20 protein-coding genes are annotated in these 24851 nt (G+C 70.9%); 12 read left to right on the plus strand and 8 right to left on the minus strand.

Translation table 11 applies throughout. The annotated features are described in order from the left end of the window. The first annotated feature begins 15 nt into the window (after positions 1-15). The 11 genes from OQ02_RS04790 to yhjD all read left to right on the plus strand — a co-directional run bounded on the left by OQ02_RS04790 (position 16) and on the right by yhjD (position 9269). Complete coding sequence (locus tag OQ02_RS04790; protein ID WP_033437062.1) at positions 16-327, plus strand: hypothetical protein; 312 nt, start codon at positions 16-18, stop codon at positions 325-327. Positions 328-339: 12 nt separating this feature from the next. Further along, on the plus strand, positions 340-558 hold the full coding sequence (locus tag OQ02_RS04795; protein ID WP_033436826.1) for a hypothetical protein: 219 nt from the start codon (positions 340-342) through the stop codon (positions 556-558). A gap of 9 nt (positions 559-567) precedes the next feature. Beyond that, the gene (locus OQ02_RS04800) at positions 568-1395 is read left to right on the plus strand and encodes an exodeoxyribonuclease III (protein ID WP_033436827.1); all 828 of its coding nucleotides are present in this window, start codon (positions 568-570) and stop codon (positions 1393-1395) included. Positions 1396-1411: 16 nt separating this feature from the next. Beyond that, positions 1412-1720: a nucleotidyltransferase family protein gene (locus tag OQ02_RS04805; protein ID WP_033437063.1), complete on the plus strand. Its 309-nt coding sequence runs from the start codon at positions 1412-1414 to the stop codon at positions 1718-1720. A 25-nt stretch (positions 1721-1745) separates the two neighbouring features. After that, positions 1746-2057: a HepT-like ribonuclease domain-containing protein gene (locus tag OQ02_RS04810; RefSeq protein WP_231499861.1), complete on the plus strand. Its 312-nt coding sequence runs from the start codon at positions 1746-1748 to the stop codon at positions 2055-2057. After that, positions 2057-2212, plus strand: a complete 156-nt coding sequence (locus OQ02_RS43590; RefSeq protein ID WP_442973570.1) for a hypothetical protein — start codon at positions 2057-2059, stop codon at positions 2210-2212. Before OQ02_RS04810 ends, OQ02_RS43590 begins: the two co-directional genes overlap by 1 nt. A 158-nt stretch (positions 2213-2370) precedes the next feature. After that, positions 2371-4056, plus strand: coding sequence for a TIGR03767 family metallophosphoesterase (locus OQ02_RS04815; RefSeq protein WP_033436829.1), 1686 nt, complete (start codon positions 2371-2373; stop codon positions 4054-4056). A gap of 85 nt (positions 4057-4141) precedes the next feature. Beyond that, a complete protein-coding gene (locus OQ02_RS04820; protein WP_033436830.1) occupies positions 4142-6661 on the plus strand; it encodes a bifunctional FO biosynthesis protein CofGH in 2520 nt (839 codons plus the stop codon). 233 nt (positions 6662-6894) lie between these two features. Next, a complete protein-coding gene (locus tag OQ02_RS04825; protein ID WP_156076873.1) occupies positions 6895-7116 on the plus strand; it encodes a hypothetical protein in 222 nt (73 codons plus the stop codon). Between the two features lie 91 nt (positions 7117-7207). Next, on the plus strand, positions 7208-8206 hold the full coding sequence (gene trpS, locus OQ02_RS04830) for a tryptophan--tRNA ligase (protein ID WP_033437064.1): 999 nt from the start codon (positions 7208-7210) through the stop codon (positions 8204-8206). A gap of 46 nt (positions 8207-8252) precedes the next feature. After that, entirely contained in the window at positions 8253-9269 is a 1017-nt protein-coding gene (yhjD, locus tag OQ02_RS04835) for an inner membrane protein YhjD (RefSeq protein ID WP_033436832.1), read from the plus strand. An 8-nt stretch (positions 9270-9277) separates the two neighbouring features. Here yhjD and OQ02_RS04840 read toward each other — a convergent pair whose 3' ends face one another. Further along, entirely contained in the window at positions 9278-9625 is a 348-nt protein-coding gene (locus tag OQ02_RS04840; RefSeq protein ID WP_033436833.1) for a hypothetical protein, read from the minus strand. Between the two features lie 24 nt (positions 9626-9649). Beyond that, positions 9650-9883 carry an SCO4848 family membrane protein gene (locus OQ02_RS04845; protein WP_033436834.1) on the minus strand — a complete coding sequence of 78 codons (234 nt, stop codon included), beginning with the start codon at positions 9881-9883 and terminating at the stop codon, positions 9650-9652. A gap of 60 nt (positions 9884-9943) precedes the next feature. Here OQ02_RS04845 and OQ02_RS04850 point away from each other — a divergent pair, with 60 nt between their 5' ends. Beyond that, positions 9944-11257 carry a D-alanyl-D-alanine carboxypeptidase family protein gene (locus tag OQ02_RS04850; RefSeq protein ID WP_033436835.1) on the plus strand — a complete coding sequence of 438 codons (1314 nt, stop codon included), beginning with the start codon at positions 9944-9946 and terminating at the stop codon, positions 11255-11257. Positions 11258-11400: 143 nt separating this feature from the next. Here OQ02_RS04850 and OQ02_RS04855 read toward each other — a convergent pair whose 3' ends face one another. The 6 genes from OQ02_RS04855 to OQ02_RS04880 all read right to left on the minus strand — a co-directional run. After that, positions 11401-12183, minus strand: coding sequence for a succinate dehydrogenase iron-sulfur subunit (locus OQ02_RS04855; protein ID WP_033436836.1), 783 nt, complete (start codon positions 12181-12183; stop codon positions 11401-11403). Continuing rightward, positions 12183-13934 (minus strand): succinate dehydrogenase flavoprotein subunit, encoded by a 1752-nt coding sequence (sdhA, locus tag OQ02_RS04860; protein WP_033436837.1) that lies wholly within the window; start codon positions 13932-13934, stop codon positions 12183-12185. Before sdhA ends, OQ02_RS04855 begins: the two co-directional genes overlap by 1 nt. A 24-nt stretch (positions 13935-13958) precedes the next feature. Next, positions 13959-14372: a succinate dehydrogenase hydrophobic membrane anchor subunit gene (locus OQ02_RS04865; RefSeq protein WP_033436838.1), complete on the minus strand. Its 414-nt coding sequence runs from the start codon at positions 14370-14372 to the stop codon at positions 13959-13961. Between the two features lie 2 nt (positions 14373-14374). Further along, a complete protein-coding gene (sdhC, locus tag OQ02_RS04870; RefSeq protein ID WP_033436839.1) occupies positions 14375-14800 on the minus strand; it encodes a succinate dehydrogenase, cytochrome b556 subunit in 426 nt (141 codons plus the stop codon). A 238-nt stretch (positions 14801-15038) separates the two neighbouring features. Then, positions 15039-24278, minus strand: a complete 9240-nt coding sequence (locus tag OQ02_RS04875; RefSeq protein WP_033436840.1) for a hypothetical protein — start codon at positions 24276-24278, stop codon at positions 15039-15041. Positions 24279-24385: 107 nt separating this feature from the next. Then, the coding region (locus OQ02_RS04880; protein WP_442973571.1) for a hypothetical protein at positions 24386-24851 on the minus strand (466 nt) is incomplete at its 5' end.

Consider the following 24851-nt stretch of genomic DNA (forward strand, 5'->3'; position numbering starts at 1 on the left):
AGGTCGGGAGGCGTGATGTTGGGGATTCCGGTGCGGGGCATGGTCGTCGCCGGTGTGGTGGGCGTGGCCGGGTTGATGTACGTCGTGGACGGCGGGAAGGCGGGGCTGGAGGAGGTCGCCGCCCGCAGGTGCGAGGTGACGGTGATCGCCGACATCCTGAACGTGCGCTCCGGGCCCGCCGACACCCAGCCGATCGTGGCGACGATGCGGCGTGACGCGGTGACCCGGGCCGAGCGGCGGGTGGAGAACGGCTTCCGGCTGCTGGCAGACGGGCGGTGGGTGAAGGACGAGTTCGTGCTGCCCACGTCCGACAGCGACTGCGCGTGATCTCATTGGCGGATGTTCTTCAACTGGCGGTCGTTCCGCCGTGGCGTGGTGACGTGCGCTTGTGAGCCGGAGTGGCCCGGGTTGCGCGCGTCGGTGGACGGGCACGACGTGGCCGGGGTGCCGTCGCCGGAGGGCAGCAGCCCGTTGGTGCTCATGATGGGGCTGGTCGCGTTCTGCGCAGGGTGCGGCGCGGAATACCCGTACGGCTGGGCCGTGGCCGAGCGCCGATAGGCTGCGCCGGTGCTGACCGTCTCCACGATCAACGTCAACGGGCTGCGTGCCGCCGCCAAAAAGGGCTACCTGGAATGGCTCGCCGCGACCGCGGCGGACGTCGTGTGCCTCCAGGAGGTGCGGGCCGAGCCGGGGCAGTTGACCGAGGAGGTGCGGTCGCCGGCGGGGTGGCACGTGGCGCACGCGCACTCGTCGGAGGCGAAGGGGCGCAACGGGGTCGCGGTGCTGACGCGGGTCGAGCCGGAGGCGGTGCGGATCGGGTTCGGGGTGCCGGAGTTCGAGCACTCGGGGCGGTACGTCGAGGTCGAGCTGGCGGACGTGGTGGTGGCGTCGCTCTACCTGCCCAGCGGTGACGTGGGGACGCCCCGGCAGGACGAGAAGGACCGGTTCATGGCCGCGTTCCTGCCGTACCTGGTGGAGCTGCGAGAGAAAGCCGCCGCGGACGGGCGCGAGGTGCTGGTGTGCGGCGACTGGAACATCGCGCACCGGGCCGAGGACCTGAAGGCGTGGAAGACGAACCAGAAGTCGTCCGGGTTCCTGCCGTCGGAGCGGGCGTGGATGGACCGGGTGTTCGGTGAGGCGCGGTACGTCGACGTGGTGCGCTCCCTGCACCCCGACGTGGCCGGGCCGTACACGTGGTGGTCGTACCGGGGCAAGGCGTTCGACAACGACTCGGGCTGGCGCATCGACCTCCACGTCGCGACCGACGCCCTGGCCCGGACCGCCCGGACCGCAGTGGTCGAGCGGGCCGCCACCTACGCGGAGCGCTGGTCGGACCACGCGCCGGTCACGGTGGGTTTCGACTGGCCCAGGGCCGAGGATCAGGCACAATCGTGAGCGGGAGGTGACCTCCGTGCACGAGATCATCACGGCCAGGTTGTCCGAGGTCGAGGACCTGTGCCGCGCGTTGGGCGTTCGCCGGCTCGATGTGTTCGGGTCCGCTGTCGGTGACTCGTTCGACGTGGTGTCCAGCGACGTGGACGTCCTCGTGGAGTTCGACGCCGGTCCGGGCTTCGACTACTTCGGCAGCTACTTCGCCTTGAAGGAAGGGCTGGAGCGGATCTTTGACCGCCCGGTCGATCTCGTGAGCGGTTCCAGCATCCGCAACCCCTACTTCCGGCAGCGCGTGATGGAGACCCGGGAACAGCTGTATGCGGCCTGACCCTCGTGCCTACCTCTGGGACGCGTTGCACGCCGTCGAGCTGCTGAGCCAGTTCAGTGCGGGCAAGTCGTTCACGGATTACGAGGCGGACGCCATGCTGAGGTCGGCGGTCGAGCGGCAGTTCGAGATCATCGGTGAAGCACTGAACCAGCTTCGCAAGGTTGACGCCGAACTCGCGGCGGCCATCCCGGATGTCAACCGGATCGTCGCGTTCCGCAACATCCTGATCCACGGTTACGCTTCGGTCGACGACGCTTTGGTGTGGCAGACGCTCATCGACAAGGTGCCCGCGTTGGACCAGGTGCTTCGCCGACTGCTCGATCAGGCGGGCGACTGATGAATTCGACAACGCGCATCCGCCGACGCATCGACCTCCACGTCGCGACCGACGCCCTGGCCCGGACCGCCCGGACCGCAGTGGTCGAGCGGGCCGCCACCTACGCGGAGCGCTGGTCGGACCATGCGCCGGTCACGGTCGTCTACGGCGGCTGACGGCGGCTGAAGGTTGCGACCGAAGGCGTTGCCGTGCCGCGGAACCGATCCACCCGACGATCGACTTCGCTCGTTCGGCCCCACTTCACCCCGACTTCGTGACCCGACCTCCGGTTCGTGAGAACTTTTCACGACAACCGAGACGTGGGGAGCGGTCGATGGGGATCAGCCGGCGGCGTTTCTTCCAGGCGACGGGTGCGGCCGGGGCGGTGCTGCTGTGGGGTGGGCCCGCTTGGGCGGCCACCACCGGCACCACCGTGGACGCGGCGGCCACGGCGGTCGGCGCGGCCGGGTACCGGCGGCTCCAGGCGGGACCGGGGTGGCCGTTGGTGGTCCGGCCCGACCTGGCCGCGCCGGACGCCGGGCGTGCCGACCGGCGCACGTCGCTCGCCTGCTTCGTCCAGTTCACCGACATGCACATGGTCGACGCGCAGAGCCCGGCCCGCTTCGAGTACACCCACCCGCTGCTCGGCTCCGGCGCCTTCCGCGCGCACGAAACCCTCGCCCAGCACACGTCTACCGCCCTCGTCCAACGGGTCAACGCCATCCGCACCGGCCCGTTCACCGGCCGTCCGATCGACTTCATGATGACCACGGGCGACAACACCGACAACCACGAACTGGTCGAGCTGGACTGGTTCCTCACCGTCCTCAACGGCGGCCGGATCACCGCCAACACCGGCGACCCGACCCGGTACGAAGGCGTGCAGGACTCCGGCGTGAAGGCCTACTGGAACCCGCACTCCACCCAGCCGGACGACTACAAGGCCGCCGGTTTCCCGCACGTCCCCGGCCTGCTCGACGCCGCGCTCCGCCCGTTCGACAGCCCCGGCCTGCGCATCCCCTGGTACTGCACGTTCGGCAACCACGACGACAGCGTGGTCGGCTCCCTGCCCGACGGCATCCCGCCGATCGACGCCCTCTACACCTCGAACCGCAAGATCATGGGCTTCGGCGACACCCAGGTCCAGCGCCTCGTCCGCGCCATGACCGACCCCGCGCACGTGCTGGACGCCGCGCAGGTCCTCGCCGAGGGCGGGCTGGTCCGCACCGTCACCCCGGACGCGCGCCGCCGGCCGTTCACCACCGCCGAGTTCGTCCAGGCCCACCTCGACCCGCGCAACACCGGCCCCGGCCCGCACGGCCACGGCTTCACCCCGGACAACGCGGACGGCGTCGACGTCTTCTACACGTTCCGCATCGCACCCGGCGTCACCGGCGTCAGCCTCGACACCACGACGACCGCCGGCTTCGCGGACGGCTCGATCGGCCTGCACCAGTACCTCTGGCTGGAGCGGACCCTCAAGCGCAACAGCTCCCGCTACTACGACGTGTTCGGCTTCCGCCACCGCCAGGACGTCACCGACGAGCTGTTCATCCTCTTCAGCCACCACACCAGCTGGACCATGGGCAACGTCCTCCCGGACCGCCGCCGCCCGCTCGACCCCCGCCTGGACGGCGACGCGCTGGTCACCCTCCTCGGCCGCTTCCCGAACGTCGTCGCCTGGGTCAACGGCCACACCCACGAGAACCGGATCGTCCCGCACGGCACCGGCGACCGGGCGTTCTGGGAGATCAACACCGCCGCGCACGTCGACCACCCGCAGCACGCCCGGATCATCGAGCTCGTGGACAACGGCGACGGCACGCTGTCCCTGTTCACCACGCTGGTCGAGGGCGACGCCCCCTACCAGGCCGACTACGACGACTTCTCCCCGCGCGGCCTCGCCTCGCTGGGGCGGGAGTTCGCGTTCAACGACCTGCACGCCAACCCGGCCGCGGTGGGCGCGGTGACCGATCGCAACACCGAACTGGTCGTCGCGGGGACGGCTCCGGTCCGCTGACGCGCCCCCGGTGGGCCGGAAGATCCGCAGTGCCGGAGGTCACTCCGGCGGTGAACAGGAATTTCCGCCACCTAAGGTCGTTGACGTGGCCGTGGACATCTCGATCACCCTGCCGGACCCGACGCCGAGCCCGTCGGCGATGCGACGCGCGTTGCGCCGTGCCGCCGACGGCGCCGTGCTGGACGTCACCGAGGCCGCCGTGCTGCTGCACGCCCGCGGTGACGACCTGGACGCGCTGCTGGAGGCCGCGGGCCGGGTGCGCGACGCCCACCTGCTCGCGGAGGGGCGGCCGGGTGTCGTCACCTACAGCCGCAACGCGTTCATCCCGCTGACCCGCCTGTGCCGGGACCGCTGCCACTACTGCACGTTCGCGACCGTCCCGCACCGGCTGCCCGCCGCGTTCCTGGAGCGGGACGAGGTGCTGGACATCGCCCGTCGCGCCGCCGCCCAGGGCTGCAAGGAAGCCCTCTTCACGCTGGGCGACCGGCCGGAGGACCGCTGGCCGCAGGCGCGCGAGTGGCTGGAGGCGCGGGGCTACGAGTCGACCCTCGACTACGTGCGGGCCTGCGCGATCGCCGTGCTGGAGGAGACCGGCCTGCTGCCGCACCTCAACCCCGGCGTGCTCGGCTGGGAGGAGTTCCAGCGGCTGCGGCCGGTCGCGGCCAGCATGGGGATGATGCTGGAGACGACCGCCGAGAGGCTGTGGTCCGAGCCGGGCGGCGCGCACTACGGCAGCCCGGACAAGGAACCGGCGGTCCGGTTGCGGGTGCTCACCGACGCGGGACGGGTGAACGTGCCGTTCACGACCGGCATCCTGATCGGCATCGGCGAGACGATCACCGAGCGGGCCGAGTCGCTGCTGGCCATGCGCGGTGTCGCCCGCCAGTACGGGCACATCCAGGAAGTGATCATCCAGAACTTCCGGGCCAAGCCGGACACCGCGATGCGCGGCATGCCGGACGCCGACCTGCACGAGCTGGCCGCCACGATCGCGGTGGCGCGGCTGGTCATGCCGTCGTCCACGAGCGTGCAGGCGCCGCCGAACCTGGTCGGCGGCGAGTTCGGCCTGATGCTGCGCGCGGGCGTCGACGACTGGGGCGGCGTGTCGCCGGTGACGCCGGACCACGTGAACCCCGAACGCCCGTGGCCGCAGGTGGACGCGCTCGCCGCGCACACCCGTGAAGCCGGGTTCGACCTGCGGGAACGCCTCGCCGTCTACCCGCGCTACGTGAACGCGACCGCCGGGCAGTGGATCGACACCCGGCTCACCGCGCACGTCTCCGCGCTGGCGGGGCAGGACGGGCTGGCCGATCCGGGCGCACCGGTCGTCGGCCGCGAGTGGCAGGAGCCGGACGGCGGGCTCGACACGTACGGCCGGGCCGACCTGAACACCGCGATCGACACCGAAGGCCGCACCGAGGACCGCCGCGGCGACTTCGACAGCGTCTACGGCGACTGGGCGTCGCTGACCGTCCCCAAGGCCGTCGAGCGGCTGCCCGAGGACGCGGCCCGCGCGCTCAAGCTCGCCGAGACCGATCCGGGGAAGATCCTGGACGACACGGACGCGGCCATGGCGCTGCTGACCGCGGACGGCGCCGCGCTGGAGACCATGACCAGGCTCGCCGACGAGCTGCGCGCCGAAGTGGTCGGCGACGACGTCACCTACGTGGTCAACCGCAACATCAACTTCTCGAACGTCTGCTACGTCGGCTGCCGGTTCTGCGCGTTCGCCCAGCGCGAGCGGGACGCGGACGCGTTCCGGCTGTCCGTGGCCGAGGTCGCGGACCGCGCGCAGGAGGCGTGGGACGCGGGCGCCACCGAGGTCTGCATGCAGGGCGGCATCGACCCGAAGCTGCCGGTCACCTACTACGCCGACGTCGTGCGCGGGATCAAGGCGCGCGTCCCCGGCATGCACGTCCACGCGTTCAGCCCGATGGAGATCGTCAGCGCGGCGGCCAAGGCGGGCGTGAGCGTGCGCGAGTGGCTGACCGAGCTGCGCGACGCGGGCCTGGACACCATCCCCGGCACCGCCGCCGAGATCCTGGACGACGACGTCCGCTGGGTGCTGACCAAGGGCAAGCTGCCCACGGCGACGTGGCTCGAAGTCGTCGCCACCGCGCACGAGGTGGGCATCCGCTCGTCGTCCACGATGATGTACGGCCACGTCGACCACCCCGGCCACTGGCTCGGCCACTTCCGGACGCTGGCGGCCCTCCAGGACCGGACGGGCGGGCTGACCGAGTTCGTCGGGCTGCCGTTCGTGCACCGCAACGCGCCGATCTACCTGGCGGGCGTGGCCCGTCCCGGCCCCACGCGGCGGGACAACCGGGCCGTGCACGCGTTCGCCCGGCTCGCCCTGCACGGGCGGATCGACAACGTCCAGTGCTCGTGGGTCAAGCTCGGCGACGAGGGCACCGCCGAAGTGCTCCGCGGCGGCGCCAACGACCTGGGCGGGACGCTCATGGAGGAGACCATCAGCCGGATGGCGGGCTCCGAGCACGGCTCCGCGCGGACCGCCGTCGAGCTGCGCGCGACCGCGGCGCTGGCCGGTCGGCCGGCCAGGCAGCGCACTACGACATATGGCCGAGTCGACCCCGTCGGATAGGCCCCTGGGGGGAACCGCGCGAGTGGCGGTGGTTACTCTGCCGCCGGTCGCGTTTACCTGAACCGAACACCCCAGCCCCACAGCTTCGGTAGGTTCGCGGCCGTCCGTCAACAAGGTTCACCCCATGGTGGGTGACACGGTGTTGGTGAGGAGGCTGGGCAGTGCGCGGTCGCGGTGTGATTCCGGGTTTGCTCCTGGGCGCGGCGTCATCCCTGGTCATCGAAGGTGTCGCGGTGGCGGCAGACGATTCGGTGGCGGCTCCGGTCTCCCTGGACGCCCCGGTCGGCATCGGCGCGGTGGCCTTCGGCGTGATCGGCCTGGTGGCAGGTCTGGTCCGTCGCCGGAGGGCCGCGGTGGTCCGCGCGGCCTCCGAGCAGCCCGTCGTCGTCGTCGACGAGGCAGCCCTGGGCGGGGCCGATGCGATCGAGGTGCGGCCCGCTACCACCGGGGTCTGATCGGCCTGGGAGAATCACTCCCGTGGTCGTCGAGAACTCCGCTGAGAACGTCGCCGCGAACGCCGGCGAGCCCGTCGGCAACGCCGCTCCGGTGAGCCGTCCCCGAGTGCTGTCCGGCATCCAGCCGACCGCAGGCTCGTTCCACCTCGGCAACTACCTCGGCGCGCTGCGGCAGTGGGTGGCGTTGCAGGAGACGCACGAGGCGTTCTACTGCGTCGTCGACCTGCACGCGATCACCGTCGAGCAGGACCCCAAGGTGCTGCGGCAGAACACCCGCGTGTCCGCCGCGCAGCTGCTCGCGCTGGGCATCGACCCGGAGCGCTCCTCGCTGTTCGTGCAGTCGCACGTGCCCGAGCACGCCCAGCTCGGCTGGGTCATGCAGTGCCTGACCGGGTTCGGCGAGGCCAGCCGGATGACCCAGTTCAAGGACAAGTCGGCCCGGCAGGAAGCGGCCGTCGGCGTCGGCCTGTTCACCTACCCGATCCTCCAGGCCGCCGACATCCTGCTGTACCAGGCGCACCACGTGCCGGTCGGCGAGGACCAGCGCCAGCACCTGGAGCTGACCCGGGACCTGGCGCAGCGGTTCAACACCCGGTACGGCAAGACGTTCCGGCTGCCCGAGCCGTACATCGTCAAGGACACCGCCAAGATCTACGACCTCCAGGACCCGACGTCGAAGATGTCGAAGTCGGTGCCCGCCGGCGTGGTCGAGCTGCTGGACGACCCGAAGCGGTCGGCCAAGAAGATCAGGTCGGCGGTCACGGACACCGGGCGCGAGATCGTGTACGACCCGGCCGCGAAGGCCGGCGTGAGCAACCTGCTGGTGATCTTCTCGGCGTTGACCGGCCGGTCGGTCGAGTCCCTGGTCGCGGACTACGACGGCAAGGGCTACGGGGACCTGAAGAAGGACCTGGGCGAGGTGTTCACGGAGTTCGTCACGCCGGTGCAGGCGCGGGTCGCCGAGTACCTGGACGACACCGCCGAGCTGGACAAGGTGCTGGCGCGCGGCGCCGAGCGGGCGCGTTCGGTGGCGTCCAAGACGCTGGCGCGGGTCTACGACCGGATCGGTTTCCTCACCGCCTCCGACTGATCCCCGCCGACTGGCGGGTGATCACCGCGCGGACTAGCGTTTTCGTGTGGCGGAAGAGGCTGGGACGAAGGACGCGTCGAAGCTCGACCGGCTGCGCGAGCGGCGTCCGTGGGTCGACCACCTGCTCCGCGGCGCGGAGCGGTACAGCAAGCAGTACGGGGCGCACTACGCGGCGGCCGTGACGTACTTCAGCGTGCTGTCGCTGGTGCCCATGCTGATGATCGGGTTCGCCGTCGCCGGTTTCGTGCTGGCCTCGCAGCCCCAGTTGCTGGACGAGCTGAAGGCGGGCATCGCCGAAGCGGTGCCCGGAGCGCTCGGCGCCACCATCAACGACGTGGTCGAGCAGGCGATCGAGTCCAAGGGCACGGTGGGCGTGCTGGGCCTGCTGACCGCCGCCTACTCCGGCCTCGGCTGGATGAGCAACCTGCGGGACGCGCTGACCGCGCAGTGGGGCCACGCGAAGGCCGACCTGCCGATCATCAAGACGGCGCTCAAGGACCTCCTGGCGCTGGTCACCCTGGGGCTCGCGCTGGTGGTGTCGTTCGGCCTGACGGCGCTCGGCACCGGGTTCGCCGAGCTGGTGCTGCGGTGGGTCGGTCTGGACGGCGTGTGGTGGGCCGAGGCGCTGCTGAAGGTCGGCACGATCGTGCTCGCGCTGGCCGCGAACTGGCTGGTGTTCCTGTGGGTGCTGGCCAAGCTGCCCCGTGAGCCGGTGGGGTGGCGCAGCGCGGTCAAGGGCGCGTTGGCGGCGGCCGTCGGGTTCGAGGTCCTGAAGCAGGTCGCCACGATCTACCTGACCAGCGTGACCACGTCGCCGGCGGGCGCGGCGTTCGGCCCGATCATCGGTGTGCTGGTGTTCGCGAACCTGGTGGCCCAGTTCCTGCTGTTCATCACGGCGTGGACGGCCACGGCGCGGGAGAACCTGCCGCGCGACGTGCCGCCCGCGCCGCCGCCCGCCGTGATCCGGCCGGTGGTGGAGGTGCGGTCCGGGCCCAGCCCCCGCGCCGCCGCCGGTCTGGTCGGCGCGGGGCTGCTGCTGGGCGCGCTGTTCCGCCGTCGCTGAGCCGGGGCTCAGGTCCAGAAGACCGCGATGCCGGTGTTGACGACCACCAGGGCGGCGAGGGTCGGCGTGAGCCACGTGGCGGGCTTCGGCTTGCTCACGTTCATCGCTACCAGACCGGCGATGACCACCAGGACCAGCAGTTTCACGCCGATCTTGGCGTGGTCGTACTCCTGGTCGGTCAGCGGGGCCAACCCGACCAGCGCCACGCCGGTCAGCAGCTGGAGCGCGGCGGCGTGCAGCCAGCCCTTGTTCAGCGGCGCGTCCGCGCCGGCACGGCGCTGGACGAAGAACATGGCGACGAGCATGCCCATGCCGAGCAGGTGCAGGAACAGCAGCAGCAGACGCACGAACTCCACGGTGGAGCCTCCAGGTGTGGTGGGTTACTCGGTGCTCTTCTTGGCGGCGCGCAGGCCGCGGACGCCCAACACGCCGATGACCGTGCCGAATGTGAGCGACGCGACAACGAGCACCAGGTGGACGGTGAAGAACGCGGTCGGGCCGCCGTCCCACGAGCGCGGGTCCTTCCAGATGTTGCGCAGGAAGGTCGGCCAGATCACCCAGGACCACACCCCGAAGGCAAGCAGGAACGCGGACATGCCTCGGGAGAGCTTCACCGGAGCAGTATCGGACGTGGCGGGTGCAGGTCACTCATCCGGGGTGGATAGCCTGGGCGCGTGCGTTCCTCCGCGTTCCGACGGCCTGTTGCCCTGGTCGTGGCTGCCTGCGCGCTGATGGCCACCGCGGTATTCGCGGCTGTGCCGGTCGCCGTAGCCCAGCCGGCCTGCGAGAACAAGGTGTCACCGCCTCCACCGGTGGACGCCTCAGAAGAGCCGGCTCCCGGCGAACAGCCGCCCCGGCCCCTCGAAGTGCCGGAGAGTCCGATCGGCGGCGAGAGGCTCGGTGAGTGCGGCCTGGTGCTGCCGCCGAACGCCCCCGCGCTGCCGGACGGCATCACGGCCAAGAGCTGGCTGCTGGCCGACCTCGACAGCGGCGCGGTGCTGGCCGGCCTCGACCCGCACGGCCGGCAGCGGCCCGCGTCGGTGATCAAGGTGCTGCTGGCGATGGTGGTGGCCAAGGAGCTGGCGCCGAACGCGACCGTGGCGGCGACGCCCGAGGACATCGCGCAGGAGTGCACCTGCGTCGGGCTGCGCAACGGCGCCGAGTACACCGTGGAGCAGATGCTCCAGGCGCTGGTGATGGCGTCCGGGAACGACGTGGCGCACGCCCTGGCCCGTCGCCTGGGCGGTGTGCCGTCGGCGATCCGCAAGATGAACGCGCTGGCCGCCGAGCTGGGCGCGCTGGACACGCGGGCGGTGACGCCGTCCGGGCTGGACGCGCCGGGCACGTCCACGTCGGCCTACGACGTGGCGCTGATCTTCCGCGAGGCGATGAAGTACCCGGACTTCGTCAAGGCCGTCGTGACGCAGCGGATCGACTTCCCCGCGGCCAACGGCAGCGGGACCGTGCCGATCGTCAACGACAACCGGCTGCTGACCACGTACCAGGGTGCGCTGGGCGGCAAGTCCGGGTTCACCGACGACGCGCAGCACACGTACGTGGGCGCGGCGGCGCGGAACGGGAAGCGGCTGGTGGTGGTGCTGCTGCGCGGGCAGCCGCAGCCCGTCCGGATCATCGACCAGGCGGCCCGGCTGCTGGACTACGGGTTCAGCCTGGAGACCGCCGCGTCGGCCAACCCGGTCGGCCGGCTGGTCGAGGGCGCGCCGCAGGCGAAGAAGAAGACCACCGAGCCGCGGCCGACGCCGACCAGCGCGGGCGTCGGCGAGGTCGCCAACACCGAGCCGGACGCCACCGCCCAGAAGGCGACGGCCATGCAGACGGCGTTCGGCAACGTCGGCGGCCCGATCACCGCCGTGGCCGGCCTGGGCCTCGTGCTCGCGTTCGTCATGTACCTGCGCAACCGCCGGGCCAAGGCCGCCCGAGCCGCCCGCGCCGCCCGCGCCGCCGCCACCAACCAGCCAAACACGTGAGTCCTACGTTCAGGACAACCGTGTCCTACGTTCCGAACGCCTGAATTCAACGCTCAGAACGCGCAGAGGGCCCCCGAGCCGCAGCTCGGGGGCCCTCGACGTCAGGTCCGGTCGACGTCGGATCGGGTCGACGTCAGGTCCGGTCAGACGCGCTTGAACAGCAGCGCGCGCTTGACCTCCTGGATGGCCTTCGTGACCTGGATGCCACGCGGGCAGGCGTCGGTGCAGTTGAACGTCGTCCGGCAGCGCCACACGCCGTCCACGTCGTTCAGGATGTCCAGCCGCTCCTCGGCGCCCTCGTCCCGGCTGTCGAAGATGAACCGGTGCGCGTTCACGATCGCCGCCGGGCCGAAGTACGAGCCCTCGGTCCAGAACACCGGGCACGACGTGGTGCACGCCGCGCACAGGATGCACTTCGTGGTGTCGTCGAACCGCTCGCGGTCGGCCGCGGACTGGAGCCGTTCACGCGTCGGCTCGTTGCCGTACGTGATGAGGTAAGGCTTGACCGCCTTGAACGCCTCGAAGAACGGCTCCATGTCGACCAGCAGGTCCTTGTGGACCGGCAGGCCCTTGATGGCCTCCACGGTGATAGTGGTCGGCTTGCCCTTCGGCGCCAGCAGGTCCTTCAGCAGCACCTTGCAGGCCAGCCGGTTCACGCCGTTGATGCGCATGGCGTCCGACCCGCAGATGCCGTGCGCGCACGATCGGCGGAACGTCAGCGTGCCGTCCAGGTACCACTTCACGTAGTGCAGCAGGTTCAGCACGCGGTCCGACGGCAGGGCCGGGATCTCGAACGAGTCCCAGCGCGGCTCGTCGTCGAACTCCGGGTTGAACCGGCGGACCTTCAGGGTGACGGTGATCGCGCCGTCCGGCACGGGGGGCTGGTTGCCGCGCGAGCCGGTGGACACTTCAGCGGTAGCGGTCATCAGTACTTGCGCTCCATCGGCTGGTACCGGGTGAACGTCACGGGCTTGTAGTCGAGCCGGATGTCGGCCGCCAAGCCGTCGCCCTGCTTGTAGTACATGCTGTGGCGCATGAAGTTCGTGTCGTCGCGGTTCGGGTAGTCCTCGCGCGCGTGGCCGCCGCGGGACTCCTTGCGCGCCAGCGCGCCCACGACGAGAACTTCGGCCAGCTCCAGCAGGAAGCCCAGCTCGACGGCTTCCAGCAGGTCGGTGTTGAAGCGCTTCCCCTTGTCCTGCACGGTGATCCGCTGGTACCGCTCCTTCAACGCCTGCACGTCGTGCAGCGCCGTCTTGAGCGTGTCCTCGGTGCGGTACACCGACGCGTTGGCGTCCATGGTGGCCTGGAGCTCGGTGCGGATGTCCGCCACGCGCTCCTCGCCGTGCTCGGACAGGACCAGCGCGACCTGCGCCTCGACCTGCGCGGCGGGGTTCTCCGGCAGCTCGACGTGGTCGTGCGCCAGGGCGTACTCGGCGGCGGCGATGCCCGCACGGCGGCCGAACACGTTGATGTCGAGCAGCGAGTTGGTGCCCAGGCGGTTCGCACCGTGCACGGACACGCAGGCGCACTCGCCGGCCGCGTACAGGCCGGGCACGATGTTGTCGTTGTCCCGCAACACCTCGCCGTGCACGTTGGTCGGGATGCCACCCATCGCGTAGTGCGCGGTCGGGTAGACGGGCACCGGCTCCTTCACCGGGTCGACCGCGAGGTACGTGCGGGCGAACTCGGTGATGTCGGGGAGCTTCGTCTCCAGCACCTCGGCGCCGAGGTGCGTGCAGTCCAGCAGCACGTAATCCTTGTTCGGACCGGCGCCGCGGCCTTCCAGCACCTCCAGCGCCATCGACCGGGCCACGATGTCGCGCGGCGCGAGGTCCTTGATGGTCGGCGCGTACCGCTCCATGAACCGCTCACCGGAGCCGTTGCGGAGGATCGCGCCCTCACCACGCGCGCCCTCGGTCAACAGGATGCCCAGGCCCGCGAGACCGGTCGGGTGGAACTGGTAGAACTCCATGTCCTCCAGCGGCAGGCCCTTGCGGAACACGATGCCCATGCCGTCGCCGGTGAGCGTGTGCGCGTTGGACGTGGTCTTGAAGACCTTGCCGAAGCCGCCCGTCGCGAACACCACGGACTTGGCCTGGAACACGTGGATCTCGCCGGTCGCGAGCTCGTAGGCCACCGCGCCGGTGCACACCGGGCCGTCGGCCGTCTCGGTCATGCACAGGTCGAGCACGTAGAACTCGTTGAAGAACTCGATGCCGTGCTTGACGCAGTTCTGGTACAGCGTCTGGAGGATCATGTGGCCGGTGCGGTCGGCCGCGTAGCAGGCCCGGCGGACGGCCGCCTCACCGTGGTTGCGGGTGTGGCCGCCGAACCGCCGCTGGTCGATCTTGCCCTCGGGCGTGCGGTTGAACGGCAGGCCCATCTTCTCCAGGTCGAGGACCGCGTCGATGGCCTCCTTCGCCATGATCTCGGCGGCGTCCTGGTCGACCAGGTAGTCGCCGCCCTTGATCGTGTCGAAGGTGTGCCACTCCCAGTTGTCCTCTTCCACGTTCGCCAGCGCGGCGCACATGCCGCCCTGCGCGGCACCCGTGTGGGACCTGGTCGGGTACAGCTTGGTGAGCACGGCCGTGCGGGCGCGCTGGCCGGACTCGATCGCCGCGCGCATACCGGCGCCGCCGGCACCGATGATCACGACGTCGTACTTGTGGAACTGCATGGCTCTGGTACTCCCCGCGGCGGGTCAGTCGGTGATGTTCGGGTCGAAGGTGAAGATCACGTACGTGCCGAGGGCGATGATCAGCACCATCGAGACGTAGAGGAGCACCTTGAGCCAGAACCGGGTCGCGTCCTTGCGGGCGTAGTCGTTGATCACGGTGCGCAGGCCGTTGCCGCCGTGGATCTGGGCCAGCCACAGCATGGCCAGGTCCCAGAACTGCCAGAACGGCGAGGCCCACCGGCCCGCGACGAAGCCGAAGTTGATCCGGTGCACGCCGCCGTCGAGCACGTTCATGATGAACAGGTGCCCGAGCACCAGCACGACGAGCGCCACGCCCGAGATGCGCATGAACAGCCAGCTGTGCAGCTCGAAGTTGCTGCGGCGGGCGGCCGGGCGGCGCGGGGAACGCGGCTTGGCGATGATCAGCGATTCACTCATGGTCAGTGACCCCCACCGATCAGGTCGGACACCGTGCGGACCAGCATGAAGTAGGTGCCGGGGATCATCACCAGCACCCAGATGCCGAGGATCGCCCACAGCATCTGCTTCTGGTACTTGGGGCCCTTGGCCCAGAAGTCGACGAGCAGCACCCTGATGCCGTTGAGCGCGTGGTAGAGGACCGCACCGACGAGGCCGACCTCGAACAGGTTGACGATCGGGTTCTTGTAGGTCTCGATGACCTTGTCGTACGCGTCCGGGGACACCCGCACCAGTGCGGTGTCCAGGACGTGCGCGAACAGGAAGAAGAACGTCAACACACCGGTGATGCGGTGCGCGACCCAGGACCACATCCCCAGGTCGCCGCGGTAGAGCGTTCCGACCCCTTTACGGGTACCCGCCCGCTCGGGTGCGGTGGTGCCGGCCATGCGCAACGGCCTCCAGCGTCAGTGGTGGACTGGTCTCCGGTACCTGAGTACTCGGACCTTGACCATCGGATGCTAGACCCGTGCAGGTCACCCGACCCAGCGGCCCGACCTGTCTGTGAGCGACGAGACACCCACCGGCCACTGGATCGATTCCCCTCACCGCGCCGGTCGCGCGGCTGTGCGGTTCCGGTGACCCGACGGGGTGACCGGAACCGTCCACTGCGGACGTCCTCGCCGGTCAGCGCGGTCGGAAGGTGGCGACCCCGTTCAGCACGACGAGGTCGACGTGCACCTCGTGCGGGCTCTGGCCGGTGAACGGCGGCAGCGGCAACGGCGGTGTGCCGGGCAGGTGGATGACCAGGTTCACCCCCAACCGGGTCGCGATGAGCCGTCCGGCGAGGTCGCGGGCGTTGGCGGCCCGGACGTCCTCCGGCGAGTTGGTGATGGTCCAGTTCAGGTTCTCCACCAGCGCGCCGTAGAGCTGGTTCTTCCGCATCGGTCGGGCCGCGGTGAAGTCGGCCACGTGCGCGGCGACGTCCGGGGCGGTGGCGCCGGTCACCACGTTGTGGCGCAGGTCGGCCGCCGTGACGTTGGCGGCGTGCGCGACCGCCGCGTACAGGCCGTCCGGGGTGGGGGGTGGTGCGGTCGGCAGGAGGGACTGCGCGGTGTGCTGGAGGTGCCGCATGGCCTCGTCCACGTGCGTCTGCGGCACGCCGGGGGCGCCGTCGTGAGTGCCGTTGTGAGTGCCGTCGTGCGTGATGTCGGGGAGCGGCGGGTGCGGAGCGGCTTGCGTGTTCGGAGTGGACGGTGCCGAGGACGCGGTGGTGTCCGGAGCGGTGACGACCGGCTGGATGCCGGTTGCCGGTGCCGATGACGCGGTGGTGTTCGGGGTGGAGCCGGCGGCCGGCTGGATGCCGCTCGCCGGTGCTGATTCCGGCGGCGTGATGGTGATGGACGGCGTGGTGCCAGGCGGTGGGGTGCCAAGCGGTGGGGTGCCGGGTGGCGTGGTGCTGGGTGGCGTGGTGCCGGGCGGTGGGGGAGGCGGTGGGGCCGGCGGTGTCGGCCGGTTGAAGTCGGCGATTCGCTGGTCCACCACGATCCGGGCGTTCCACCAGTCGAGCTGCCTCGCGTCCGCCTCGGTGCGGCGGTTGTCCAGCTCGACCTCGGCCGCGGTGATCTCCGCTTCCAAGTCCGCGATGGTGGTCTCGACCTGCTGCTGGGCCCGCAGCGCGGCGTCGCGCTCGTTCGCCGCCAGCTGGGCCGCCGCACGTCCGGTGTCCAACGTGGTGCCTGCCGTCTCCAGGCCGCCCCGCGCCGCTTCCAGGTCGATCACGGCCTGGTCCAGGTCGATCCGGGCCTGTTCCGCGGCGACCCGCGCGTCCTCGACCGCGACCCGCGCGTCGGTCTGCTTCCCGATCGCGTCCGTGTTCGCGGCCTGCGCCGCCGCGGCGAGGTCGACGGCCGTGGCGACCTCGGCCTCGCGGGCGTCGCGCGCGGCACGGGCGCTGTCCACCTTGCCGACCAGGTCCTTCGCCACCGGGTCGGTGGCGATCGGCGGTGCGCCCTCGGGACGGTGGTCCAGGTGGGCGTCGAGGTTGGCCTGGGCGACGTCCAACGCCGCCTGCGCGTCGTCCAGCCTGCCCTGCGCCGCCCGCACCTCCGCGTCCGCGCCCGCCAGGTCACGCCCGGTGGAGCGCACCTCGACGTCGGCGTCGCCCAGCGCGTCCTGCGCGTCCTGGTGCACGGAGTCGAGGTGCGTGATCCGCTCGCGCTGGTCCTTGACCGCGGTGCTCGCGTCGTCCCGTGCGGCCTGCGCGTCCCGGACGGCCTGCTCCAGGTCCGGCACGCGGCCGGCCTCCGCCAGCTGCGTGCCGATCGCGGTGTTGTGCCGCACCTTCGAGTCGGTCAGGTCCTGCTGGAGCAGGGCGACGTCGGCGGCCACCCTGTTGATCACGGCCTGGGCGTCGTGCCGCGCGCGGTCCACCGCCAGCTCGGCGTCGCGCCACGCCTTGGCGGTGTCCTTGACCGCGGTCTGCGCGTCGCTCAGGTCGGCGTCGAAGTCCCGGCCGAGCACCGACTCGGCCTCCGGTGACGGCATCCGCACCGACGCCGAGCCCGGCACGTTCAGGTCCACCACGCTGGTCTTGCCGCCGATCGTGGCGACCACGCGGTACTCCACGTCGAAGTCGACCAGGCCGGTGCGCCCCTGCGGCTTGAGGTTGTTGATCTTGTTGTTGGTCGCGCCGCCGGACACCGCCTCGGCGTCCTCGGCCGCGTGCCGGGTCTCGATGCCGCCGAGGGCGATGGCCGCGGTGTCCTTCGGGTCCTGGGTCGGCTTGACCGAGGCGCTGCCGGTCGCCCAGCCCACCGACATGTCGCCGGTCTCGCTGTGCTTGGCCTCGGTGGACGTGGTGGTGACCGACGACCTCGGGTTCTCCAGGTTCACGCCGTCGCTCAGGCCGCCCAGCCTCGGGTTGACCAGCTTGGCGTAGACCTTCACGTCGGCGTGCTGGCCGAACGTCAGGGCCGCCTCGTGCAGCCCCGGCACGGTCAGCGGGCCGTCGAGCATGCCCGGCAGGCTCGGCTGGAGGTTCTCCGAGCCGAGCGTGGACAGCAGCGTGTTCAACGGGCCGGTGCCCTTGCCCGTGATGCCCTGGTTGGCGCCCGCCGCGGTCAGCGCCTGGATCGCCGCGGCACGCAGGTCGGCGGCGCCGCGGTAGTTCTCCACCGACGCCTTGGGCGGCAACGTCGCCGGGTTGCCGTTCTGCTGCCACGCCGTCGCGGCCTCCGGTGTGCCCTGCGCGGCGGGCTGCGCGGTCGTGGTCGACGAGTAGCCGGCCGGTGGCGTGGCGGCGGGGGTGAACACCTTCTGGTTGTCCGCGTGCAGCCGCACCGCGATGTCCTGCGGTTGCCCGGTGGCCCTGGTGACGAGCTGGTCGCCCTTCTCCACCACCAGCTCGAACTCGATGGGCACGGTGTACTTCGCCGCCGGGCCGCTGCCCGCCCGCAGGTGGCCGAACTGCTCGGTGGTCGCCTTGGTGACGGTGCTGCTGTGCTGCTGGCCGACGTTCGCCGCGGCGATCACGCCCACGCCGCCGGACACGTTCGGGTTCGCGCTGCCGGGCTGGGCGAGGCCGGGCGCCTTGAGCCCGAGGCCCCAACCGGTGGCCCTGCCCTGCCCGTCGGTCACCTTCTGGGCGCCCGCGGTCGTGTGCTCCATGTCGATGCCATCGTTGACGACACCGTCGAAGCTCGGCGCGCCGGTGACCCGGGCCTTGAGCGTGACCTGGTAGGTGTCCTTGCCGAACGTGCCCGGCTGGTGCAGGAGCAGCGGCACACCGCCGTCCAGCGCACTGTCGATCATCGCCTTGACGCTCGTGGGCGAGGCGAAGTCGACCAGCCGCTGGAAGTTGTTCATCGAGTCCTTGAGCACCGAATCCGGCACCAGGTCGCTCTTGAACGGGCCGCTCGTCCGGGTGTTGAGGTCGTTGATCAGCCCGGTGACCATGCCGGACAGGTCCGGCGGCGTTTCGAGCGCGCTCAGACCGAGCGAACTGGGGTTGTCCGGTGTCAGCGTCGCCGGCGGCGTCATCGTGCCGAACGCGGGCGGCGGGGTCTTCGGCTTCACGTCCGGCAGCACGCCCAACTCGCGCGCCACGTCCTCGCTGACCCGCACGAACACACCGCCGGGCAGGGTGACCGCAGCACCCTCCACGCGCGGCGTCCCGCCGTAGACCGCGTTGCCCGACCGGCTCTCGCCGACCACCGTGACGTCCGCGTCCAGCTGGATCAGCACGGTCCGCGCGCTGGGCGGCGTGACGACGTTGCGGTCGACGCTGCCGCTGATCTCGTTCGCGCTGGTCTTGGACGACGAGTACGGCGTGACCTTGCCCGCCACGGCGACGCCGCCCGAGCCGGACGTGGGGGTGGGCTGGCCGGCCGGTGGCGGCGTCACGTTCGGCTTCACGGGCAGGTTGACGCCGGCGGTGAGGTCGACGGTGTGGCTGCTGCTCTTCGCGTCACCCGCCTTGTAACCGCCGGTGGTCGCGTTCTCGGTGCCCGTGTCGTCCGAGATCGACACCAGCTTCGGGTTGCCCAGCTGGATCGACATGCCGATGGCGCCGGAGCGGTCGGTGACCCGGCGGCCGTACTTGAGGCCGTTCTCCTGCATGCCGGTCTCGGTCAGCTTGCGCAGGTTGGCCTTGATGCTCTCCGGGCTGAACAGCTTGTCGATCTGGTTGCGTGCCTCCGTGCCGGGCACGGTCAGCGACGAGTCGCCCCTCGCCGCCCGGTTGAGCGCCTCGATGGCCTGGTCGCGCACCACCTCGGTGCCGACCACCGCCTCGACGTGCAGGAAGTCCGGCGCGGGCGGGCGCGGCACCGGGGGGTTGAGCAGGTCCTTGATCGTCGGCGGCTGGTCCAGCCTGGTGGACACCGGAGGACCCGGGCGGAAGCCGGACGGGTCGTTGTCCATCGACGAGCCGTCCGACACCCACAGGTGCACCGGGCCGGCGATCTGGTCCAGGTTCACCACGCCGGGCGGGTTCGGCCCACCGGTCTTCGCGACCAGCTTGGGCTCGGGCACCTGGAGGAACGGCGAGCCCGGCGTCACCCGCTTGACCCACGACCGGTTGCGGCTGAACGTGGTGATCTCGATGTCGAACTCGAGGTCCTGCGAGAACACCTGGGCGTTCGCGCTGCCCACGTTGAGCCCGGTGCTGGCGACCGTCGGGCCGCCCGTGTTCTTGTTGCCCCACCCGTAGGTGTACTTCGCGCCGACCTGCGGCGTCGGGGTGAGCGAGGCGTCGGCGGTCTTGACCGGGAACACCGCCTTGCCCTCGATGCCGATGTTGACGGACTTCTGCGTGGCGGTGGTGCTGTCCAGCTTCGGCGCGGTGTTCGCCGAGCCGCGCACGTTGCGCGCGTCGACCTGGCCGAGGTGGCTGCCGCCGGCAGGTCGGGCGCGGACCGTGATGTTGACGTACTCGTTGGTGCTCAGGCCGCGCTTCTTGAGCTGCACCTGCACACCGGGGCCGAGCAGGCTGTCCATCTTGGTCTTCAGCGCGGTCGCCGACAGCTCGGAGTCGAGCTTGCGCTGGTTGGCCGTGGCCTCCGCGACGTCGGCCAGGCTCTGGCCCTTGCGCGAGCCGGTGTCCGGGTTGTTCCAGCCCGGCAGGAACTTCCCGAAGCCGGGTAGCGCCGCCAACGTGGACTGGACCTGCGACTGCACCTGCGCGCCGGGGCCGAACTCGCCGACCTTGACGTTGCCCGCCGCCAGGTCGGCGGCCAGGTAGGGCGGGAGGTACTTGGTGCCCGCCGTGCCCGGCTTGGTGAGCCCGGCGTCGGTGCCCGGTGGCACCGGCAGGGCCAGCGAGGCGGCCTCTGGCAGGCCGACCCGCATGTACGTGGTGACGGGCATGACGACGTCCGCGCCGTTGGGCGTGCGGACGTGGACGTTCGCGGTCACCTTGTACAGGCCGGTGCTGCCCTTGAGCTGGATGCCGGTGCGGGTGCTGGAGGTGGTGCCCGCGTTCGAGGACTCGACGGTCCGGGCCGAGTAGCCGCCGGTGATGCCCGCCGCGCCGCCGATCACGTTCGGCACGCCGACACCGCCGCCCACGCCGGCGGCGATGTCGAAGCCGGACTTGGTGGTGGCGGTCACCGAGCTGCCCGTGGCCTGGGACTCGTGCAGCCGGAGCTGGGCGGCATCGGTCGTGCCGACCAGTTCGGCGGTCAGCAGGGTGGCCTTCATCTGCACGGCGTTGGCCTTGCTGCCGTGCGGGCTGATCAGGGTCGGGGAGGTGACCCAGCCGTCCAGCATCGCGCCCAGGTTGTCGCGGACGGTGGTCGTGTTGAGGAAGTCCCGCAGCGCGGTGCGGCCCGGGGCGCCGATCTTGGTGATCGACGGGTGGATCTTCGCGGCGACGTCCGTGAACGCCTTGTCGGCGTCGAAGTCGGTGACCGCCTCGGGCGTCGGGTGCTCCAGCTTGGTCCCCCAGCCCGGCGGCAGGGCCGCGGCGGGTTGGGCGTTGCCGGAGTTGGCGATCGTCTCCAGGTCGTTCGGCACGGCGAGGGTGACGCCGCCGTTGACCGCCTGCGGGCCGCGCACGGTGCCGTTGGACGCGGTCAGGGTGACCTCGAAGGAGACCGGGACGTCGACGTTCGTCGAGCTCTCGCCGCCGCGGATGATCCGCTGGTCGATCGTGCCGGAGGACGTGTTCAGGGTGGTGGCGGGCGTAGCGAGCTGCACCTTGCCTGCCAGCGACCCGTACGGGCCGATGCCCGCGCTCGCTGCGGCGGCGAGACCGATGTCGTTGGCGGTGGTGAGGTTGGTGGCCGTGCCCGTGGTGGCGCCGGACTGGACGGACATGTCCACCTTGGTGGTGGTGGACGGCGTGCTGGTGACCGCGGCGACGTCGGCCGGCGGCATCATCGTGGCCTTGACGTTGGCCTCGTACCAGGTGCCGTCGATCTTGACCTGGAAGTCGCGGCCTCGGCCGAGGAACGACTCGAAGTTGTTCTCCAGCGCGCTTTCGATGACGGCGGCGTCACCCGGCGTGATACCGGTCATGGTGCCGGTGACGTGCTTCGCACCCCGCACGTCGGTGGGCGCGATCGTGCCCAACGCCTTGCCCTGCTGGAAGAAGTCCGGCAGGTTCCGCGACGTGAGCACCGGTCCGGGATTCGGTGCGGGGTTCGGTGCCGGTGCTGCTGACGGCGCGGGTGCCGGTGTGGGTGTGGGTGTGGGTGCTGGAGCTGGTGCCGCGTTCGGGTTCGGCGCTGGGGTGGTGTTCGGCGCCGGGTTGGTCAGGTTGACCATCGGGATCGGCGCGGAGATGGTCGGCTGCGCCGGCGGTGGGGTCGAGCGGAACGGGTTGCGCCACGAGGTCATCGGCGGCGCGGGGCGCGTGGACGGGGCGGACCGCGTGGACGGGCCGTGGGACCGGGTGGACGGGCCGTCGGTCTGGGTGGGACCGGTGAAGTAGTCGCCCAGCATGGTCTGGAAGGTGTTCGCGGGGTCGAACTTGTTCCACTTCGTGGCCGGCCGGTTGAACTCCCGGTCGAGCAGGTCGATGTTGCCCTGGTACCGCACGGTCCCGTCGGGGAACTGGTTGTACTGGCTGGGTTTCCCCTCGCGCTCGGCGAGGGCGTCGGTGATCCGGCGGGCCAGCAGTTCGGTGACGGCCTCGTCGGGGTTGAGGTTCTTGTTGTAGACGCCGCCTTGTCCGTCGCGGTGGGCGAAGGTGACGTCGCTGCCGACGGAGTGCACGTGCATGAACTCGTGGGTCAGCAGGTGCCGGATGGCGTCGGCCTTGCGTGCGGGGTCTGTGGTGAGGCCGTCGAGGTGGTCGGTGTTCAGCAGGACGTGCCCGTTGATCGCCCGTGCCGGGTTGGTGAGGGTGCTGTCGATGAGCCCTTGCCGGGTCGCGGCGACGTCGCCGTTGGGGCCGACCTTGGCCTGGACGACCTGGTTCAGCAGGGTGGTGTCCAGTTCCTGCTGGACGGCGAAGTGCCTGGCGAACGTCTGCTGGTCGAGCTGCACGACCAGGTCGGGGTTCACGTCGGGGGTGGTGGTGATGCCGAACTCGCCCAGCTTGCCGGACAGCGCGTCGAAGCCGGCCTGGACCTGCCCGATGTCGACCTGGACGCCCGCGATGGTCAGCGGTGCCGGGGTGATCCGGTCGGGCAGCCTGGCCAGGATGCCGTCCTTCAGGTCCGCGTCCCGGACGTTCGAGTAGGGGCCTGGCGGGGTGGTGGGCGCGTTCGTCGGCCCGGCCTGCGTGTCGGGTCCGAGCGGTGGCGGGGGCGCGTGCGGCGGTGCTGTTGCTCCGAAATTCGGCGCCGGAGGTGCCGGCGGCGGTGGCACTGCCGCTTGCGTCCCGAAGGTCGGCGCAGGTGGCGGCGGCGGTGGTGGTGGTGCTTGCGACCCGAAAGTCGGTGCCGGTGGCGCAGGTGGGGGCGGGGGCGGTGCTTGCGTCCCGAAGGTCGGTGCCGGAGGTGGCGGCGGTGGCGGTGGCGGCACTGCTGCTTGCTGCGTGGAGGTGGCTCCCGGCAGGGGCGGCGGGGGCGGCGGCGCGGGTGGGCCGGCGGGCTGGGCGTCGGCTTCGGCGTCGCTGTTGGCGTCGTTGTCGGTATCGGTGTTGCTGACCGGCCTGGGGTGGAGGTCGGGCCGGGTGCCGAAGTCGGGCAGTCGGGGCGGCGGGGTCTGGCGGGGCGAGTCCGGGTCGTGCAGCGTGGCGTGGTCGGCGTCGGGCACCATCACCTGGCTGTCGGTGGTGCGCTCGATCGTCCACAGGTGCCGCGGCTTGATCGACGGGTCGCCGTGCACTCCCGCGCCCATCAGCCCGTCGTCGTTCACCACCAGGTTCGACTGGGTGTGCCCCGGCGGCAGCGGTTTGCCGTCGCTGTTGAAGATGCGGGCGTCCGGACCGGCCGCGTCCTTGTACTCGTCGGGCAGGCCGAAGTAGTGCGCCACCTCGTGGGCGAGCACGTTCTCCGAGGTCTGCGTGCCCCAGTTGAGCTGGTCCGCCGTCGCGGACTTCGCCACGTCGACCGTGGTGTGCGCCTGCGCGGGGTCGGTGACGAACTCGACCCTGGCGTGGAACTGGTCGCCCGAGGGCAGCCGGTGACCCTGGTTCAGCAACCGGTCCACGCCGGCGGTCGTCTTCTGCGCCACAGCGTCCACATCGGACTGCAACACGCCGTCACCGGGCTTGAGGTGCACCTTGAGGGTGTACTCCTTCACCCAGTTCCCGGGCGCCACCTCCATCCTGCGCACGTCGTGCCGGATGATGCCGGTCAGGGAGTCGATGTTGCGCGGTGTGCTCGACCGCTGCACGTCGGCGACCTCGGTGTCGACCGTGCGCACGGGAGCCTTGTCCCGCACCGAATCCCACGACGCCGAGGGCTGCGGGTCCTTCGGCGCGAACCAGTCCGCGGTGTTCGCCGTGCTGTGCCGCCAGGACTCGTCCGCGGCGACGTCCTTGTCCTTGGTCGGTGGCACCTCCGGGTCCACCGACGGCGGCGCGTCGATGTCGGCGGGTGGTGCGGACCGCGTCTGGGACGGGCCGTCGGGCTCGTTGCCACCGAAGTAGTCGTCGAGCATGTCCTGGAACGTGGCGTCGGGGTCGAACGGGGCGGCCCACCGGCCGCGGGTCTTGTCGAACTCGTTGTTGAGCAGGTCGACGTAGTTCTGGTAGCGGTTGACGCCGTTCTCGTCCTGGTTGTACTGGCTGGTTTCGCCGAGGCGTTCGGACAGGGCGTCGGTGATGTTGCGGGCCAGCAGTTCGGTGACGGCCTCGTCGGGGTTGACGTTCTTGTTGTAGACGCCGCCTTGACCGTCGCGGTGGGCGAAGGTGATCTCGCTGCCGACGGAGTGCACGTGCATGAACTCGTGGGTCAGCAGGTGTCGGATGGCGTCGGCCTTGCGTGCGGGGTCGGTGGTGAGGCCGTCGAGGTGGCCGGTGTTGAGCAGCACGTGGCCGTTGATGGAGCGGGCCGGGTTGGTGAGGGTGCTGTCGATGAGCCCTTGCCGGGTCGCGGCGACGTCGCCGTTGGGGCCGACCTTGGCCTGGACGACCTGGTTCAGCAGGGTGTGGGCAGCTGGATGACGTTGGGCTCGCCGGTCTCCAGCGCCGTGTCCAGTTCCTGCTGCAGGGCGAAGTGCTTGGCGAAGGTCTGCTCGTTGAACTGCACGACCACGTCGGGGTTCACGTTCGGGGTGGTCGTGACGTTGTAGGTGGTGCGGAGGGTGTCGAACATCGCGTCGAACCCGGCTTGGACCTGGCCGAGGTTGATCTCGACGTCGGTGATCGTCAGCGGTACGGAGGGGAAGACGGCCGGCAACCCGTTCAGGGTGCCGTTCTTCAGGGCGGCGTCCCGCCGGGGTGAGAACGGGCCTGCTGGTGCGGTGGGCGCGTTGGGTTGTGCGCCGGGTGCGCCGGGCGGCGGGGGAACCGGAATCCCGAACACCGGTGCGGGCGGTGCCTGCGTGCCGGCACCGGGAGGTGGTGGGGGTGGGGGCACGGCGGCCCCGAATCCGGGTGGGGGT

The organism is Saccharothrix sp. NRRL B-16314 (assembly GCF_000716595.1).
Classification (GTDB): domain Bacteria; phylum Actinomycetota; class Actinomycetes; order Mycobacteriales; family Pseudonocardiaceae; genus Actinosynnema.